Source organism: Pseudomonas brassicacearum (genome assembly GCF_000585995.1).
In the GTDB taxonomy this organism is placed as follows: Bacteria; Pseudomonadota; Gammaproteobacteria; order Pseudomonadales; family Pseudomonadaceae; genus Aquipseudomonas; species Aquipseudomonas brassicacearum_A.
Genome location: NZ_CP007410.1, coordinates 1 through 16,832 on the forward strand (window position 1 = coordinate 1; position 16,832 = coordinate 16,832).

A 16,832-nucleotide genomic window follows, 5' to 3' on the forward strand; every position below is an offset into this window, starting at 1 on the left:
GTCGTCTTTCTTTCTGTTAAGGCATTGATAAATCATGGGCGATCAGCAAGCTGCATGTGGATAAGTGGGCGTCTGCTCGCTACAATGGCCGCTTGTTTTTGCCTCACCGGCTTTCAACTTAGGGGATATCCGTGTCAGTGGAACTTTGGCAGCAGTGCGTAGAGCTTTTGCGCGATGAGCTGCCTGCCCAACAATTCAACACTTGGATCCGTCCACTACAGGTCGAAGCCGAAGGCGACGAGTTGCGCGTCTACGCACCGAACCGTTTCGTTCTCGACTGGGTCAACGAAAAGTACCTGGGCCGGGTCCTTGAACTGCTCGACGAGCATGGCAATGGCATGGCGCCTGCGTTGTCCTTATTAATAGGTAGCAAGCGCAGCTCCGCACCGCGGGCCGCACCCAATGCCCCGCTGGCGGCTGCGGCTTCCCAGGCCCAGGCCGTAGCGGCGCCGGTTAACCATTCCGCACCGGCCCCCGCACCCGCGCCGAGCAAACGTAACGCGCAAAAGACGGCCGAGGTCAGCGAAGAGCCCTCTCGGGACAGCTTCGATCCAATGGCCGGTGCCAGCTCCCAGCAGGCTCCGGTGCGTGCCGAACAGCGCACCGTCCAGGTAGAAGGCGCGCTCAAGCACACCAGTTACCTGAACCGCACCTTCACCTTCGAGAATTTCGTCGAGGGTAAGTCCAACCAACTGGCCCGAGCGGCAGCCTGGCAGGTCGCGGACAACCCCAAGCATGGCTATAACCCGCTCTTCCTTTACGGTGGCGTGGGCCTGGGTAAGACCCACTTGATGCACGCGGTGGGTAATCACCTATTAAAGAAGAACCCGAATGCCAAGGTCGTGTACCTGCATTCCGAGCGTTTCGTGGCCGACATGGTCAAGGCGCTGCAGCTGAACGCGATCAACGAGTTCAAGCGTTTCTACCGTTCGGTGGACGCCTTGCTGATCGACGATATTCAGTTCTTCGCCCGCAAGGAACGTTCTCAGGAAGAGTTTTTCCACACCTTCAACGCATTGCTTGAAGGGGGGCAGCAGGTCATTCTCACCAGTGACCGCTATCCGAAAGAAATCGAAGGTCTTGAAGAGCGCCTCAAGTCGCGTTTCGGCTGGGGCCTGACGGTGGCTGTCGAGCCACCGGAACTGGAAACCCGAGTTGCGATCCTGATGAAGAAGGCCGACCAGGCCAAGGTCGAGTTGCCTCACGACGCCGCGTTCTTCATTGCCCAGCGTATCCGCTCGAACGTGCGTGAGCTCGAAGGTGCTCTCAAGCGTGTGATCGCTCACTCGCACTTCATGGGCCGCGACATCACCATCGAGCTGATTCGCGAATCCTTGAAGGATCTGTTGGCGCTCCAGGACAAACTGGTCTCTGTGGATAACATTCAGCGTACGGTTGCTGAATACTACAAAATCAAGATTTCCGATCTGCTGTCCAAGCGTCGTTCGCGTTCGGTGGCTCGCCCCCGTCAGGTGGCCATGGCCTTGTCCAAGGAACTGACCAACCACAGCTTGCCGGAAATCGGCGATGTGTTTGGCGGGCGCGACCACACCACGGTGTTGCACGCCTGCCGCAAGATCAACGAACTTAAGGAATCCGACGCGGACATCCGCGAGGACTACAAGAACCTGCTGCGTACACTGACCACTTGATGACCACCAGCGCAGCTTATTAAGGCAAGGGACTAGACCATGCATTTCACCATTCAACGCGAAGCCCTGTTGAAACCCCTGCAACTGGTCGCAGGCGTCGTCGAACGCCGCCAGACCTTGCCGGTACTTTCCAACGTGCTGCTGGTTGTCGAAGGCCAGCAATTGTCGCTGACCGGTACCGACCTGGAAGTCGAGCTGGTCGGTCGTGTGCAACTTGAAGAGCCGGCCGATCCGGGTTCCATCACCGTACCGGCGCGCAAGCTGATGGACATCTGCAAAAGCCTGCCCAATGACGCGCTGATCGACATCAAGGTTGATGAGCAGAAGCTCGTGGTCAAGGCTGGTCGCAGTCGCTTCACCTTGTCGACCCTGCCAGCCAACGATTTCCCGACGGTGGAAGAAGGTCCGGGCTCGCTGACCTGCAGCCTCGAGCAAAGCAAATTGCGTCGCCTGATCGAACGCACCAGCTTCGCCATGGCCCAGCAGGATGTGCGTTATTACCTCAACGGCATGCTTCTGGAAGTGTCTGCCGGCATCATCCGCGCCGTTGCAACCGACGGCCACCGTCTGGCGATGTGCTCGATGCAAGCCGATATCGGTCAGCCGGATCGCCACCAAGTGATCGTGCCGCGCAAGGGTATCCTTGAGCTGGCTCGCCTGCTGACCGAGCCGGACGGCAACGTCAGTATCGTGCTCGGCCAGCACCACATCCGTGCCACCACCGGCGAGTTCACCTTCACCTCGAAACTGGTGGACGGTAAATTCCCTGATTACGAGCGTGTGCTGCCTAAAGGTGGCGACAAGCTGGTCTTGGGCGACCGCCAGGCGCTGCGCGAAGCCTTCAGCCGTACGGCGATTCTGTCCAACGAGAAGTACCGCGGCATTCGCCTGCAACTGGCCAATGGTCAGCTGAAAATCCAGGCGAACAACCCGGAGCAGGAAGAAGCGGAAGAAGAAGTGGGCGTTGACTACAACGGCGGCTCCCTGGAAATCGGCTTCAACGTCAGCTATCTGCTCGACGTGCTGGGCGTGATGACCACTGAGCAAGTACGTCTGATCCTGTCTGACTCCAACAGCAGTGCGCTGGTGCAGGAGTCCGATAACGACGATTCGGCTTACGTTGTCATGCCGATGCGTCTGTAATCATGCCCAGCAGAAGCTAGATGTCCTTAAGTCGCGTCTCGGTCACCGCGGTGCGCAATTTGCACCCGGTGACCTTCTCCCCTTCCCCCCGAATCAATATTCTTTACGGCGCCAACGGCAGCGGCAAAACCAGTGTCCTGGAAGCCATACACCTGCTGGGGCTTGCCCGTTCGTTTCGCAGCAGCCGTCTGTTACCGGTCATCCAGTACGAGCAATTGGCTTGCACAGTGTTCGGGCAGGTGGAACTGGCTGAAGGGGGGCACAGCGCCTTGGGGATCTCCCGGGATCGGCAAGGCGAGTTCCAGATTCGCATTGATGGACAGAACGCCCGCAGCGCCGCGCAGCTGGCGGAGATCCTGCCGTTGCAATTGATCAACCCGGACAGCTTCCGTTTGTTGGAGGGGGCGCCGAAGATTCGTCGGCAATTCCTGGACTGGGGTGTGTTTCACGTGGAACCCCGTTTCATGTCCACTTGGCAGCGCTTACAGAAGGCGCTGCGCCAGAGAAACTCTTGGCTGCGGCATGGTACACTTGACGCCGTTTCGCAAGCGGTTTGGGACAGGGAACTGTGCCAGGCCAGCGCTGAAATCGATGAATACCGCCGCGCTTACATCAAAGCCTTGAAACCGGTCTTCGAGCAGACCTTGAGCGAACTGGTTGAGCTTGAGGGCCTGACGCTCAGCTATTACCGAGGCTGGGACAAGGACCGGGAATTGAGTGCCGTGCTGGCTGGCTCGCTGCAACGGGACCAGCAGATGGGCCATACCCAGGCTGGACCACAACGCGCTGACTTGCGTCTCAGATTGGGCGCACATAACGCCGCGGACATCTTGTCCCGGGGGCAGCAGAAGTTAGTGGTGTGTGCCTTGCGTATCGCCCAAGGGCACCTGGTGAGCCAGGCCCGTCGCGGTCAGTGTATTTATCTGGTGGATGACTTGCCGTCCGAGCTGGACGAAGCCCACCGTCGCGCACTTTGCCGCTTGCTGGAAGACTTACGCTGCCAGGTATTTATCACCTGTGTAGATCACGAATTATTGAGGGAAGGCTGGCAGACGGAAACGCCAGTCGCTCTGTTCCACGTGGAACAGGGCCGTATCACCCAGACCCACGACCATCGGGAGTGAAGGCATTGAGCGAAGAAAATACGTACGACTCAACGAGCATTAAAGTGCTGAAAGGCCTGGATGCCGTACGCAAACGTCCCGGTATGTACATTGGTGACACCGACGATGGCAGCGGTCTGCACCACATGGTGTTCGAGGTGGTCGACAACTCGATCGACGAAGCCCTCGCCGGCCATTGCGACGATATCAGCATTATCATCCACCCGGATGAGTCCATCACCGTTCGCGATAACGGCCGTGGCATCCCGGTAGACGTACACAAAGAGGAAGGCGTTTCCGCCGCCGAGGTCATCATGACCGTCCTCCACGCTGGCGGTAAGTTTGACGATAACTCCTACAAAGTATCCGGCGGTCTGCACGGTGTAGGTGTCTCGGTCGTGAACGCACTGTCCGAACAGCTTGTTCTCACGGTGCGCCGCAGCGGCAAGATCTGGGAACAGACCTATGTCCATGGCGTGCCTCAGGCACCGATGGCGATCGTTGGCGACAGCGAAAGCACCGGCACCCAGATCCACTTCAAGGCTTCCAGCGATACCTTCAAGAATATCCACTTTAGCTGGGACATCCTGGCCAAGCGGATTCGTGAGCTGTCCTTCCTGAACTCCGGTGTCGGCATCGTCCTCAAGGATGAACGCAGCGGCAAGGAAGAGCTGTTCAAGTACGAAGGTGGCTTGCGTGCGTTCGTTGAATACCTGAACACCAACAAGACGCCGGTCAACCAGGTGTTCCACTTCAACGTCCAGCGTGAAGACGGCATCGGCGTGGAAATCGCCCTGCAGTGGAACGACAGCTTCAACGAGAACCTGTTGTGCTTCACCAACAACATTCCGCAGCGCGATGGCGGTACCCACCTGGTGGGCTTCCGTTCGGCGCTGACGCGTAACCTGAACAACTACATCGAACAGGAAGGCCTGGCGAAGAAGCATAAAGTCGCCACCACCGGTGACGATGCCCGTGAAGGCCTGACGGCGATCATTTCGGTGAAGGTGCCGGATCCGAAGTTCAGCTCCCAGACCAAAGACAAGCTGGTGTCTTCCGAAGTGAAGACCGCGGTCGAACAGGAAATGGGCAAGTACTTCTCCGACTTCCTGCTGGAGAACCCGAACGAAGCCAAGTTGGTGGTCGGCAAGATGATCGACGCCGCCCGTGCCCGTGAAGCGGCGCGCAAGGCCCGTGAGATGACCCGCCGCAAAGGCGCGCTGGACATCGCCGGCCTGCCGGGCAAACTGGCGGACTGCCAGGAAAAGGACCCTGCCCTGTCCGAGCTGTACCTCGTGGAAGGTGACTCTGCTGGCGGTTCCGCCAAGCAGGGACGCAACCGCCGGACCCAGGCCATCCTGCCGCTCAAGGGTAAGATCCTGAACGTCGAGAAGGCGCGCTTCGACAAGATGATTTCTTCCCAGGAAGTCGGCACGTTGATCACCGCGCTGGGCTGCGGCATCGGCCGCGAAGAGTACAACATCGACAAGCTGCGTTATCACAACATCATCATCATGACCGATGCTGACGTCGACGGTTCGCACATCCGCACCCTGCTGCTGACATTCTTCTTCCGTCAGTTGCCGGAGCTGATCGAGCGCGGCTACATCTACATCGCTCAGCCACCGCTGTACAAGGTCAAGAAAGGCAAGCAAGAGCAATACATCAAAGACGACGACGCCATGGAAGAGTACATGACGCAGTCGGCCCTGGAAGACGCGAGCCTGCACCTGAACGAAGAAGCTCCAGGCATCTCCGGCGAAGCCCTCGAGCGCCTGGTCAACGACTTCCGCCTGGTGATGAAAACCCTCAAGCGTCTGTCGCGCCTGTACCCACAGGAACTCACCGAGCACTTCATCTACCTGCCGGCTGTCAGCATGGAGCAGCTGTCCGATCACGCGGCGATGCAGGATTGGCTGGCCCAGTACGAAGTTCGTCTGCGCACCGTAGAGAAGTCCGGCCTGGTCTACAAAGCCAGCCTGCGCGAAGACCGTGAACGTAACGTCTGGCTGCCGGAGGTCGAACTGATCTCCCATGGCCTGTCGAACTACGTCACCTTCAACCGCGACTTCTTCGGTAGCAACGACTACAAGACCGTTGTTTCCCTCGGCGCCCAGTTGAGCACGCTGTTGGATGATGGCGCCTACATTCAGCGCGGCGAGCGCAAGAAAGCCGTCACCGAGTTCAAGGAAGCCCTTGAATGGCTGATGGCCGAAAGCACCAAGCGCCACACCATCCAGCGATACAAAGGTCTGGGTGAAATGAACCCGGATCAGCTGTGGGAAACCACCATGGACCCAAGCTCGCGCCGGATGCTGAAAGTCACCATCGAAGACGCCATTGGCGCGGACCAGATCTTCAACACCCTGATGGGTGATGCGGTCGAACCTCGCCGTGACTTCATCGAGAGCAATGCGTTGGCGGTGTCTAACCTGGATTTCTGATCCAGCAGCCTGCTCCAACGAAAAAGGCCAACGCTCATGCGTTGGCCTTTTTTTATACCTGAAAATCACAAGGTGTTCCCCGACAAGACCCATCGGTCAAAAACCGGGTAAGCCAGTAACACCTGAAACAAAATCTTTTAATCTCAATGGGTTGAGATTGGGACATGGGCCCCGGGATACGGGGGGATGGAAAAGCCTGGCGTAGATCTTGCGTGTTAAATAAATTACACATCGTTTTTTTATATTTACAGGGAAACGATGGTACGAGGTGGTACGAATAAATCCAAATACCAAGGGTAGTCTCAATGAGCGGTACGCAAACATCCAACACTCTGGAGCAAGGACTTAAACCACGGCATGTGACCATGCTATCCATCGCCGGCGTGATTGGCGCCGGCCTGTTCGTCGGCTCCGGCCATGCGATCGCAGCGGCCGGTCCGGCCGTGTTGTTGGCCTACGCTGCTGCGGGTGCCTTGGTGGTGCTGGTGATGCGGATGCTGGGCGAAATGGCGGTGGCGTCGCCGGACACGGGTTCCTTCTCGACGTATGCGGACCGGGCGATTGGTCATTGGGCTGGTTTCACCATCGGCTGGCTCTATTGGTGGTTCTGGGTCCTGGTGATTCCGCTGGAGGCCAACGCTGCTGCAACAATCCTGCACGCCTGGTTCCCCAACGTGGCGATCTGGGTCTTCACGTTGGTCATCACCCTGCTGCTGACGGTGACCAACCTGTTCAGTGTGAAGAATTACGGCGAGTTTGAATTCTGGTTCGCCCTGGTCAAGGTCGTGGCGATCATCGGCTTCATTGGTCTTGGCATCCTGGCGATTTTTGGCTTGCTGCCCACTAGCCAGGTCAGCGGCGTTTCGCACCTGTTTGACACCCAAGGCTTCTTGCCAAATGGCATGGGCGCGGTGCTGGGGGCGATCCTGACCACCATGTTTTCGTTCATGGGCACCGAGATCGTGACCATCGCGGCCGCCGAATCGAAGAACCCAGGCCAGCAGATTTCCAAGGCAACCAACTCGGTGATCTGGCGGATTGGCTTGTTCTATCTCGTCTCCATCTTCATCGTCGTGGCCCTGGTGCCATGGAACGACCCGATTCTCGCCAGTGTGGGTTCCTACCAGACAGTGCTGGAGCGCATGGGCATTCCTAACGCCAAGCTGATCGTCGATATCGTGGTTCTGGTAGCGGTCACCAGCTGCCTGAATTCGGCGCTCTATACGGCTTCACGCATGATGTTCTCGTTGGGCAAGCGCGGTGATGCACCGGCTGTTTCCCAGCGTACCAACAAGAGCGGCACACCTTACTGGGCTGTGATGCTGTCCACTGCTGCAGCGTTCCTTGCGGTATTCGCCAACTACGTGGCTCCGGCCGCTGTCTTCGAATTCCTCCTGGCCAGTTCGGGTGCCATTGCATTGCTGGTGTACCTGGTCATTGCGGTTTCGCAGCTGCGTATGCGCAAACAGCGTGTGGCTCGCGGTGAAAAAGTCGCTTTCAGTATGTGGTTGTTTCCTGGCCTGACCTACGCGGTGATCGTGTTCATCGTCGGTGCCTTGACCATCATGCTGTTCCAGGAAGCCCACCGCGTGGAGATCCTGGCGACCGGTCTGCTGAGTGTCTTGGTGGTGATATCCGGCGTGCTGATACAGCGTCGTCGGATCGCAAAAGCAGGAAGCTTGGTACCGACGATCGGGTGATCTCCGTTGTGTGTGGCGAGGGAGCTTGCTCCCGCTTGAGTGCGAAGCGCTCACAAAAAAGGGGCTGCTGCGCAGCCCAGCGGGAGCAAGCTCCCTCGCCACGGGATGCCATCCAATATGAGCGGTCGGTTTCCTAACTGGCCACCGACGCCTCACTGCCCGCCGCCACCCTCTCCAACCGATACCCATACCCATAAATAGTCAGCAATTGCCAACCTCGATCCGCCGTCAGCCCAAGCTTGTTGCGCAGGCGATAGATATGGGTATCGAGCGGACGCGACGAAGTCATTTCCTCGTGGGTCCAGAAGCGCTCGTAGAAATACTCCCGGGACAGTGGACGCCCCAGGTTGGCGAACAGGCAGCGGGCCAGGCGGTATTCACGTTCGGTCAGGCTGATGGGGATGCCGGCGCGGGTGACGGTCAGTTCGGCGTCGTCGAATTCCAGATCGTTGAACACCAGCACATCGCTGGTGGGGGTGCGCTGCAGGTTGTGGCGGCGCAGCACGGCGGTGACCCGGGCCTTGAGTTCGTTGGGCCTGAAGGGTTTGCTCACGTAGTCGTCAGCGCCGGCGTTGAGGGCCTGGACGATGTCGTGCTCGCCGTCGCGGCTGGTGAGCATGATGGCGGCCGGTGGCGAGTCCATGTGCTCGCGTGTCCAGCGCAGCAGCGACAACCCGCTGATATCGGGCAGTTGCCAGTCGAGGATCAACAGGTCGAAGGTTTCCCGGCGCAGTTGGCGCAACAAGTCTTCGCCGCGTTCAAAACTGTGCAGGGTCCAGGCTTGCTCGTTCTTGCTGGGGATTTGTTGAAGTGTCTGTTCCACCCGGCGCAGTTCGGCCGGTTCGTCATCCAGTATGGCGACACGCATGGGACGCGATTCCTTGATCTCGGGAGTAACGGACATCTCAGGGGGGGCATGCAATCTTGATCAGCGTTCGGTGTGCCGGCTGATTCATTGCCATTCTCCCTGTCGCTGGCTGCGACAATACCGGCTCGCGGCGCCGAGGGAAAGCCAGCTGCGCGCCACTTGGCGAGTCCGCTATAGTCTTGGGCTTTCAGCCTGCCGTTCCACTGATCAGTCAGAGTGCCTATGAGCAACCAGCGTCGCCGTGAAAGCCGTGAACCGACCCAGGTCCAGCGATTGTTTCGCCAACTGGTACGGGAGTGGTTGTGGATAAGTTTGTTTCTATTGCCGCTCACTGCCCTGCTGTCGTTCAGTGCCCAGACCATGAGCAACGGGTCGGCTGCAGCCTTGTTGTCGGTGTGCCTGGTAGCCTGCGTATTGGGATTGCTGCTGCTGCGCCCGCAGCTGGCGTTATGGACGACAGTGGGTGGCATGGGCCTGGCACTGTTGCTCAGCGCGGTGCTGGGCGCGGAGGGCTGGTGGTGGTCGCCGATGGCCAGTGTCTTGGGCATGTTGCTGGGTTACCTGATCTGGAATTGGCGGCGTCTGAGCGTGGTGCTGGCCTATTTCGGCTGGGAGTTGGCGCGCCTGGATGGGGAGCCGAAGGTGTTCCCGGAACGCCGCCGTGCCCCGTACACCGGCAGTGACCGCTTGCAGGGCCAGATCATGGCCCTGGAACAAGCCATGAGTCGAACGCGGGACACCCGTCGTTTCATCGCCGACGGCCTGGAATACCTGCCCGTGGCGACCATGATCAGCGATCCTCAAGGCAAGTTGTTGCTCGGTAACCGCAAGGCGCGTGATCTCTTCGGCCATGGCCTGGCGGGCGGCGATGTGCTGGAGCATCTCGCGCAACTGGGTTACCCGGCGCTGGAACGAGGGCCTCATCGGTTATCCACATTGCCTTTGGTGGAGTTTCGCGACACCCGCGAGCGCAGCTTGCGTCTGGAACGGGCCGCCCTATTGCCTGTCGACGGCGATGCACCGATTGGCTGGCTGCTGAGCCTCACCGATCTGAGCGCGGAGCGAGAAGCCGAGGAGCAACGCAGCGTCATGCTGCGTTTCCTGTCCCATGATCTGCGTGCGCCTCACTCGGCGATCCTCGCGTTGCTGGATGTGCAACGCCATCAGGCGGGCGATACCAACCCGGTGTTCGATCAGATCGAGCGCCAGGTGCGCCGCGCCCTAGACCTGACCGATGGCTTCGTGCAATTGGCCAAGGCTGAATCCGAGGCGTACCAATTTCGGCCGACGTTGTTTGCCATGCTGGTGATGGACGTGGTCGACCAGGCACTGCCCATCGCCCAGGCCAAGGGCATTCAGCTCACTTACGAAATACACAATGAAGAAGCAATGGTGAAAGCAGATCAATCTTTGCTGACCCGTGCTCTGTTCAATCTGCTGGAAAATGCCATCAAGTACAGCTCGCCCGACGCCTGCATCTCGCTGCGGGTTCATTGCACGATGGGTTGGTTGACCTGCACTGTCGCTGACCAGGGCAAGGGCATCAGTGCCGAAGAACTGCCGGATCTGTTCACCCAGTACCGACGGTTTTCATCCGCTCAAGGGGTGGATGGCATTGGCTTGGGACTGTCGATGGTCAAGGCGGTGGTTGACCACCATGGCGGGAAAATCGAGTGCCACAGTGTGGTGGGTAAAGGCACAACGTTTAGCTTGGGATTCCCCTTGCTGGAAGACTAAAAAAAAGTCGCAACCCCCAGCAGGAAATGCCGAAGGCCGCGATCTTTTTTGGAGCGCTATAAAAACTTATGCACCTTTTTGGCTGTTTTATGTGTTTATGAAATATGTATGAAAAACATATAGTTACAACATAAAAGCAACGCTTTCAACGAAAACGGTACACAGCTTATCCACAGATCTCAAACAGCGATTTGATCCGTAGGGGTCGGGGCTGCGGGAAGCGAACCCATCTCCCGTTGCGTCTGTTCATTCCAGGCTTGTACACGGTCATTAAGCTCGGCAATGGCGCGCGGCCCAGTCCCTTCGGCATACATCGGCGCGCCGATCACCACAGTGATGACCCCCGGCGTTTTCATCCAGCCAGCCTTGGGCCAGAATTTGCCGGCATTGTGTGCAATCGGCAGTACCGGCAGATCCGCGTTCACCGCCAATGCGCTACCACTGCGGGAGAATTTGCCGATCGTCCCGTAAGGAACACGGGTGCCCTCGGGAAAGATCAGTACCCAAGTGTTGTCCTTGAGCAGTTCGTCACCCTTCTTCGCCACTTGCTTGAGCGCCACCTTGGGATTGTCGCGGTCGATAGCAATAGGGCGCAGCATGGCCATGGCCCAGCCGAAGAACGGCACGAACAACAGCTCACGCTTGAGCACTTGGCTCAACGGCTCGAAATAGGCCGAGAGAAAGAAGGTCTCCCAGGTGCTCTGGTGGTTGGATTGGATCACGCAGGGCCGGTCAGGCACGTTTTCGGCGCCCTTCACTTCATAGGTGATGCCCAGGAACACTTTGCTCAGCCACAGCGCGCAACGGCACCAGTAGACATTGATGAAACGGTAGCGCGCCCGGAACGGCAAAAAAGGCGCGATAAAAAAACTCAAGGAGCACCACAACAAGGAGCTGGTGCCCAGCAGCAGATAAAAGAGAAAAGTTCTGGTGGCCTGCAATATCGACATAGCGGCGTTTACCATTGCGGGCAATGCCCGCCTGTTAAGCGCTTCCCGAACAGTCCTTGATCAGGATGTCTTGGGAGCTCTAATTGTGGATAAGTTCAGCGGCAATCGCCGCCAAGTCGTCAAAAATCAAGGTGCCCACCGGTAGGGTCTTGCCCAGAGTCTTTTCGCCTTTCCCGGTCTTTACTAAAACTGGCTGACAATCGACGGCTTTGGCCGCCTCCAGGTCACCGAGGCTGTCGCCGACGAACCACACACCCGCCAGCGGCACATGATAATGCTCGGCAATCGCCTTCAACATGCCCGGTTTGGGTTTGCGGCAATCGCAGCCTTCGTCCGGTCCGTGAGGGCAGTGCACGATCAGCCCGACTTCACCGCCCTGCTCCGCCACCAATTCGCGCAAGCGCTCATGCATGGCGTCCAGCACGGCGAGGTCGTAGTAACCACGGGCAATGCCCGACTGGTTGGTGGCGACCGCCACCGTCCAGCCGGCCTTGCTCAACTGCGCGATGGCTTCGATCGATCCAGGCAGTGGCAACCACTCTTCCACCGATTTGATATAAGCGTCGGAGTCGTGATTGATCACACCGTCCCGATCGAGAATCAGCAGTTTCAAGGCTTACCCCAGCAGCGAAATATCGGCGACGCCGAGGAACAAACCACGCAGGCGCGCCAGCAGCGCGTAGCGGTTGGCCCGTACGTTGGCGTCTTCGGCATTGACCATCACCGCTTCGAAAAACGCATCCACCGGTTCACGCAGGGCCGCCAGACGCGTCAGGGTTTCGTTGTACTGACGCGCCGCTGCCATTGGCTGGACCGCCTGGTCAGCCTGCTGGATCGCCGAGTACAGGGAGAACTCATTGGCGTTGTCGAAGTACTTGGCTTCGACGGTGGCCGCGATGTTGCCCTCGGCCTTGCTCAGCAGGTTCGACACACGCTTGTTCACCGCCGCCAGCGCTGCGGCTTGCGGCAGTTGGCGGAACGCCTGCACCGCTTGTACGCGCTGGTCGAAGTCCAGGGCCGAACCCGGCTTCAGGGCACGCACCGACAGGTAGGTGGCAACGTCGACGCCTTCGTCTTCATAACGCGCACGCAGGCGGTCGAAGATGAATTCCAGCACGGCATCCGCCAGGCCGGCAGACTTGACCTTGCTGCCGAACGCATTGACGGCGAACGCCACGGCGTCGTTCAAGTCCAGGTCCAGCTGCTTGTCGATCAGGATCCGCAGCACGCCCAACGCCGCACGACGCAAGGCATACGGGTCTTTACTGCCGGTAGGCAGCATGCCGATGCCGAAGATGCCGACCAGGGTGTCGAGCTTGTCGGCGATGGCCACGGCCGCACCGGTCAGGGTGGTCGGCAGTTCAGCACCGGCACCGCGCGGCATGTATTGCTCGTTCAGGGCCAGGGCTACGTCTTCTGGCTCGCCATCGTTGAGGGCGTAGTAGTAACCGGCGACACCTTGCATCTCCGGGAACTCACCGACCATCTCGGTGGACAGGTCGCACTTGGACAGCAGGCCGGCACGGGCCGCGCGCTGGGCGTCGCCGCCGATGCGTGGGGCGATGTACGCGGCCAGCTTCGATACGCGCTCGGCCTTGTCGTAGACGCTGCCGAGTTTTTCCTGGAACACCACGTTCTTCAGGCGCTCGTTGAAGCTTTCCAGCGGCTGTTTCTTGTCTTGCTTGAAGAAGAACTCGGCATCGGTCAGGCGCGGGCGAACGACTTTTTCGTTACCGGCGATGATCTGCTGCGGGTCCTTGCTTTCAATGTTGGCAACCGTGATGAAGCGCGGCAGCAACTTGCCTTCGGCGTCCAGCAGGCAAAAGTACTTCTGGTTGTCCTGCATGGTGGTGATCAGCGCTTCCTGTGGCACTTCGAGGAAACGTTCCTCGAACGAGCACACCAGCGGTACTGGCCATTCCACCAACGCGGTCACTTCGTCCAGCAAGTTGGCCGGCACGATGGCGGTGCCTTCCTGTTGGGTGGCCAGCTCTTCGGTGCGCTTGCTGATCAGCTCGCGACGTTCGTTGGCATCGGCCAGCACGTAGGCGCCACGCAGGTCGGCCAGGTAGTTGGCCGGCGAGGTGATGCGCACACTTTGCGGATGATGGAAGCGGTGGCCGCGGGAATCGCGACCGGCCTTCTGGGCCAGGATCGTGCAATCGATGACCTGGTCACCGAGCAACATCACCAGCCATTGGGTCGGGCGCACGAACTCTTCCTTGCGCGCGGCCCAACGCATGCGCTTGGGAATCGGCAAGTCATTGAGGGAGTCTTCGACGATGGTCGGCAACAGGCTGGCGGTCGGCTTGCCCTTGATGCTCTGGCTGTAGCGCAGCTTCGGGCCGCTCTGGTCGATTTCGCTCAGGTCCACGCCGCATTTCTTGGCGAAGCCCAGGGCGGCCTGGGTCGGATTGCCATCGGCATCGAACGCGGCCTGGCGTGGCGGGCCGTCGAGGTTGATGCTGCGGTCCGGTTGCTGGGTCGCCAGGGCGGTGATCAGCACGGCCAGACGGCGCGGCGCGGCGTAGACGTGCTTGGCTTCGAAGTCCAGGCCAGCGGCTTGCAGGCCTTTCTCGATACCGGCCAGGAACGCATCGGCCAGGGTATTCAGGGCTTTGGGTGGCAGTTCTTCAGTGCCCAGTTCTACCAGAAAATCTTGAGCACTCATTGTGCAGCCTCCAGCTTAGCCAACACTTCATCACGCAGGTCCGGGGTCGCCATCGGGAAGCCCAGCTTGGCACGGGCCAGCAGGTAGGCTTGCGCAACGGAACGCGCCAGGGTGCGTACACGCAGGATGTATTGCTGGCGCGCGGTCACGGAAATCGCCCGGCGTGCGTCCAGCAGGTTGAAGGTATGGGACGCCTTCAACACCATTTCATAGCTCGGCAACGGCAGCGGCTGGTCCAGCTCAATCAGGCGCTTGGCTTCGCTTTCATAGAAGTCGAACAACTCGAACAGCTTCTCGACGTTGGCGTGTTCGAAGTTGTAGGTCGACTGTTCCACTTCGTTCTGGTGGAACACATCGCCATAGGTCACTTTGCCGAACGGGCCGTCAGCCCATACCAGGTCGTAGACCGAATCCACGCCTTGCAGGTACATGGCCAGGCGTTCCAGGCCGTAGGTGATTTCGCCGGTCACCGGGTAGCACTCGATGCCGCCCGCTTGCTGGAAGTAGGTGAACTGGGTGACTTCCATGCCGTTGAGCCAGACTTCCCAGCCCAGGCCCCAGGCGCCCAGGGTCGGCGATTCCCAGTTGTCCTCGACGAAACGAATGTCATGCACCAGCGGGTCGAGACCCACGTGCTTGAGGGAACCGAGGTACAGCTCCTGGAAGTTTTCCGGGTTCGGCTTCAGCACGACCTGGAACTGGTAGTAGTGCTGCAGACGGTTCGGGTTTTCGCCATAGCGGCCGTCAGTCGGGCGGCGGCTGGGCTGCACATAAGCGGCGTTCCAGGTTTCCGGGCCGATGGCACGCAGAAACGTGGCGGTGTGGAAAGTGCCGGCGCCTACTTCCATATCGTAGGGCTGAAGTACCACGCAACCTTGCTCGGCCCAGTATTGCTGGAGGGCGAGGATCAAGTCTTGGAAGGTACGCACGGCTGGCGTAGGCTGGCTCACGAAATTCACCTGTTTCTTGGGCTGCGATTTAAAGAGCGGGAGTATACCCGATTCGTTCGTGCGCACGCCCCCTGGAGCCTTATGCCACGCTGCTTTTGGTGTTCCGAAGATCCTTTGTACATGGCTTATCACGACCAGGAGTGGGGCACGCCGCTGCGCGATGCGCAGGGTTTGTTCGAGTTGCTTTTGCTCGAAGGGTTCCAGGCCGGGTTGTCCTGGATCACCGTTTTGCGCAAACGCGAGCGTTACCGACAGGTGCTGTTTGGCTTTGACGTGCAGCGCGTGGCGCAGATGAGCGATGCGGAAATCGATGACCTGATGCTTGACCCCGGCATCATCCGCAACCGCCTCAAACTCAAGGCGGCCCGCCGTAACGCCCAGGCCTGGCTGGCCCTGGAGGATCCGGTGGCGTTCCTCTGGTCGTTCGTGGGTGACAAACCCATCATCAATCATTTCAAGGACCGCACCGAAGTGCCGGCCATCACGCCCGAGGCCCTGGCGATGAGCAAAGGCCTGAAAAAAGCCGGCTTCACCTTCGTCGGGCCGACCATTTGCTACGCCTTGATGCAGGCTTCGGGGATGGTCATGGACCATACCCAGGACTGCGACCGCTACGCCGAGCTGGCAAACGGTGGTTAGAATAGCCGGCTCGCAACACGGCCCATGAATTCAGGAGTGACCTGTGGATAAGTTGAAAGGCGCCTTGCTGGTCGGCGCTCTGCGGTTGTTTGCGCTGCTGCCCTGGCGCGCGGTGCAAGCGGTGGGCTCGGCCATTGGCTGGTTCATGTGGAAGCTGCCCAACCGCTCCCGCGACGTGGTGCGGATCAACCTCGCCAAGTGCTTTCCCGAGATGGACCCGGCCGAGCGCGAGCGCCTGGTGGGCCAGAGCCTCAAGGACATCGGCAAATCCCTGACCGAAAGCGCCTGCGCCTGGATCTGGCCGGCCCAGCGTTCCATCGACCTGGTGCGTGAAGTCGAAGGCCTGGACGTACTGAAAGAAGCGCTGGCGTCCGGCAAAGGCGTGGTGGGCATCACCAGCCACCTGGGCAACTGGGAAGTGCTCAACCACTTCTATTGCAGCCAGTGCAAACCGATCATTTTCTACCGCCCGCCCAAGCTCAAGGCGGTAGATGACTTGCTGCGCAAACAACGCGTGCAGTTGGGCAACAAAGTCGCGGCGTCCACTAAGGAAGGCATCCTCAGCGTCATCAAGGAAGTGCGCAAGGGCGGCCAAGTGGGCATCCCGGCCGACCCGGAACCGGCCGAGTCCGCCGGCATCTTCGTGCCCTTCTTCGCCACCCAGGCCCTGACCAGCAAGTTCGTCCCGAACATGCTCGCCGGCGGCAAAGCGGTCGGGGTCTTCCTCCATGCCCTGCGCCTGCCCGACGGCTCCGGCTACAAAGTCATCCTCGAAGCTGCGCCAGACGCCATGTACAGCACCGACACCGAAACCGCCTGCGCCGCCATGAGCCAAGTGGTGGAACGCTACGTGCGCGCCTACCCGAGCCAATACATGTGGAGCATGAAACGCTTCAAGAAACGCCCGCCGGGTGAGGCGCGGTGGTACTGAAGGCAGGGTTCTAATCGTGGCGAGGGAGCTTGCTCCCGCTGGGC

13 protein-coding genes are annotated in these 16,832 nt (G+C 59.5%); 8 read left to right on the forward strand and 5 right to left on the reverse strand.

Annotation, left to right across the window (positions count from 1 at the left end):
* Window positions 1–131 precede the first annotated feature (131 nt).
* The 5 genes from dnaA to gabP all read left to right on the forward strand — a co-directional run bounded on the left by dnaA (window position 132) and on the right by gabP (window position 8,042).
* The gene (dnaA, locus tag CD58_RS00005; protein ID WP_025211053.1) at window positions 132–1,652 is read left to right on the forward strand and encodes a chromosomal replication initiator protein DnaA; all 1,521 of its coding nucleotides are present in this window, start codon (window positions 132–134) and stop codon (window positions 1,650–1,652) included.
* 39 nt (window positions 1,653–1,691) lie between these two features.
* Complete coding sequence (gene dnaN, locus CD58_RS00010; protein WP_025211054.1) at window positions 1,692–2,795, forward strand: DNA polymerase III subunit beta; 1,104 nt, start codon at window positions 1,692–1,694, stop codon at window positions 2,793–2,795.
* 20 nt (window positions 2,796–2,815) lie between these two features.
* On the forward strand, window positions 2,816–3,919 hold the full coding sequence (recF, locus tag CD58_RS00015) for a DNA replication/repair protein RecF (protein ID WP_025211055.1): 1,104 nt from the start codon (window positions 2,816–2,818) through the stop codon (window positions 3,917–3,919).
* A gap of 5 nt (window positions 3,920–3,924) precedes the next feature.
* Window positions 3,925–6,342: a DNA topoisomerase (ATP-hydrolyzing) subunit B gene (gene gyrB, locus CD58_RS00020; RefSeq protein ID WP_025211056.1), complete on the forward strand. Its 2,418-nt coding sequence runs from the start codon at window positions 3,925–3,927 to the stop codon at window positions 6,340–6,342.
* Window positions 6,343–6,647: 305 nt separating this feature from the next.
* Entirely contained in the window at window positions 6,648–8,042 is a 1,395-nt protein-coding gene (gene gabP / locus CD58_RS00025; protein ID WP_025211057.1) for a GABA permease, read from the forward strand.
* Between the two features lie 133 nt (window positions 8,043–8,175).
* On the opposite strand, the gene CD58_RS00030 is transcribed toward gabP, so the two are convergent.
* The gene (locus tag CD58_RS00030) at window positions 8,176–8,910 is read right to left on the reverse strand and encodes a response regulator transcription factor (protein ID WP_025211058.1); all 735 of its coding nucleotides are present in this window, start codon (window positions 8,908–8,910) and stop codon (window positions 8,176–8,178) included.
* A 222-nt stretch (window positions 8,911–9,132) separates the two neighbouring features.
* On the opposite strand from CD58_RS00030, the gene CD58_RS00035 reads away from it, so the two are divergent.
* Window positions 9,133–10,647 carry a sensor histidine kinase gene (locus CD58_RS00035; RefSeq protein ID WP_025211059.1) on the forward strand — a complete coding sequence of 505 codons (1,515 nt, stop codon included), beginning with the start codon at window positions 9,133–9,135 and terminating at the stop codon, window positions 10,645–10,647.
* Window positions 10,648–10,826: 179 nt separating this feature from the next.
* Here the strand turns inward: CD58_RS00035 and CD58_RS00040 are convergent, their stop codons facing one another.
* The 4 genes from CD58_RS00040 to glyQ form a co-directional block, all read right to left on the reverse strand.
* Window positions 10,827–11,597: a lysophospholipid acyltransferase family protein gene (locus tag CD58_RS00040; RefSeq protein ID WP_025211060.1), complete on the reverse strand. Its 771-nt coding sequence runs from the start codon at window positions 11,595–11,597 to the stop codon at window positions 10,827–10,829.
* 79 nt (window positions 11,598–11,676) lie between these two features.
* Window positions 11,677–12,210 (reverse strand): D-glycero-beta-D-manno-heptose 1,7-bisphosphate 7-phosphatase, encoded by a 534-nt coding sequence (gene gmhB, locus CD58_RS00045; RefSeq protein ID WP_025211061.1) that lies wholly within the window; start codon window positions 12,208–12,210, stop codon window positions 11,677–11,679.
* A gap of 3 nt (window positions 12,211–12,213) precedes the next feature.
* Window positions 12,214–14,268, reverse strand: coding sequence for a glycine--tRNA ligase subunit beta (glyS, locus tag CD58_RS00050; RefSeq protein WP_025211062.1), 2,055 nt, complete (start codon window positions 14,266–14,268; stop codon window positions 12,214–12,216).
* Window positions 14,265–15,218, reverse strand: coding sequence for a glycine--tRNA ligase subunit alpha (gene glyQ, locus CD58_RS00055; protein ID WP_003177094.1), 954 nt, complete (start codon window positions 15,216–15,218; stop codon window positions 14,265–14,267). Before glyQ ends, glyS begins: the two co-directional genes overlap by 4 nt.
* 81 nt (window positions 15,219–15,299) lie before the next feature.
* Here glyQ and CD58_RS00060 point away from each other — a divergent pair, with 81 nt between their 5' ends.
* On the forward strand, window positions 15,300–15,857 hold the full coding sequence (locus CD58_RS00060) for a DNA-3-methyladenine glycosylase I (protein ID WP_025211063.1): 558 nt from the start codon (window positions 15,300–15,302) through the stop codon (window positions 15,855–15,857).
* 43 nt (window positions 15,858–15,900) lie between these two features.
* A complete protein-coding gene (locus CD58_RS00065; protein WP_025211064.1) occupies window positions 15,901–16,788 on the forward strand; it encodes a lysophospholipid acyltransferase in 888 nt (295 codons plus the stop codon).
* Window positions 16,789–16,832 lie beyond the last annotated feature (44 nt).

Bases quoted from the DNA above. Each gene is read 5' to 3' on its own strand.
- CD58_RS00035 (WP_025211059.1), top strand. From the start codon at position 9,133: ATGAGCAACCAGCGTCGCCGTGAAAGCCGTGAACCGACCCAGGTCCAG.
- glyS (WP_025211062.1), bottom strand. From the start codon at position 14,268: ATGAGTGCTCAAGATTTTCTGGTAGAACTGGGCACTGAAGAACTGCCA.
- recF (WP_025211055.1), top strand. From the start codon at position 2,816: ATGTCCTTAAGTCGCGTCTCGGTCACCGCGGTGCGCAATTTGCACCCG.
- CD58_RS00060 (WP_025211063.1), top strand. From the start codon at position 15,300: ATGCCACGCTGCTTTTGGTGTTCCGAAGATCCTTTGTACATGGCTTAT.
- CD58_RS00040 (WP_025211060.1), bottom strand. From the start codon at position 11,597: ATGTCGATATTGCAGGCCACCAGAACTTTTCTCTTTTATCTGCTGCTG.
- gabP (WP_025211057.1), top strand. From the start codon at position 6,648: ATGAGCGGTACGCAAACATCCAACACTCTGGAGCAAGGACTTAAACCA.
- dnaN (WP_025211054.1), top strand. From the start codon at position 1,692: ATGCATTTCACCATTCAACGCGAAGCCCTGTTGAAACCCCTGCAACTG.
- CD58_RS00030 (WP_025211058.1), bottom strand. From the start codon at position 8,910: ATGCGTGTCGCCATACTGGATGACGAACCGGCCGAACTGCGCCGGGTG.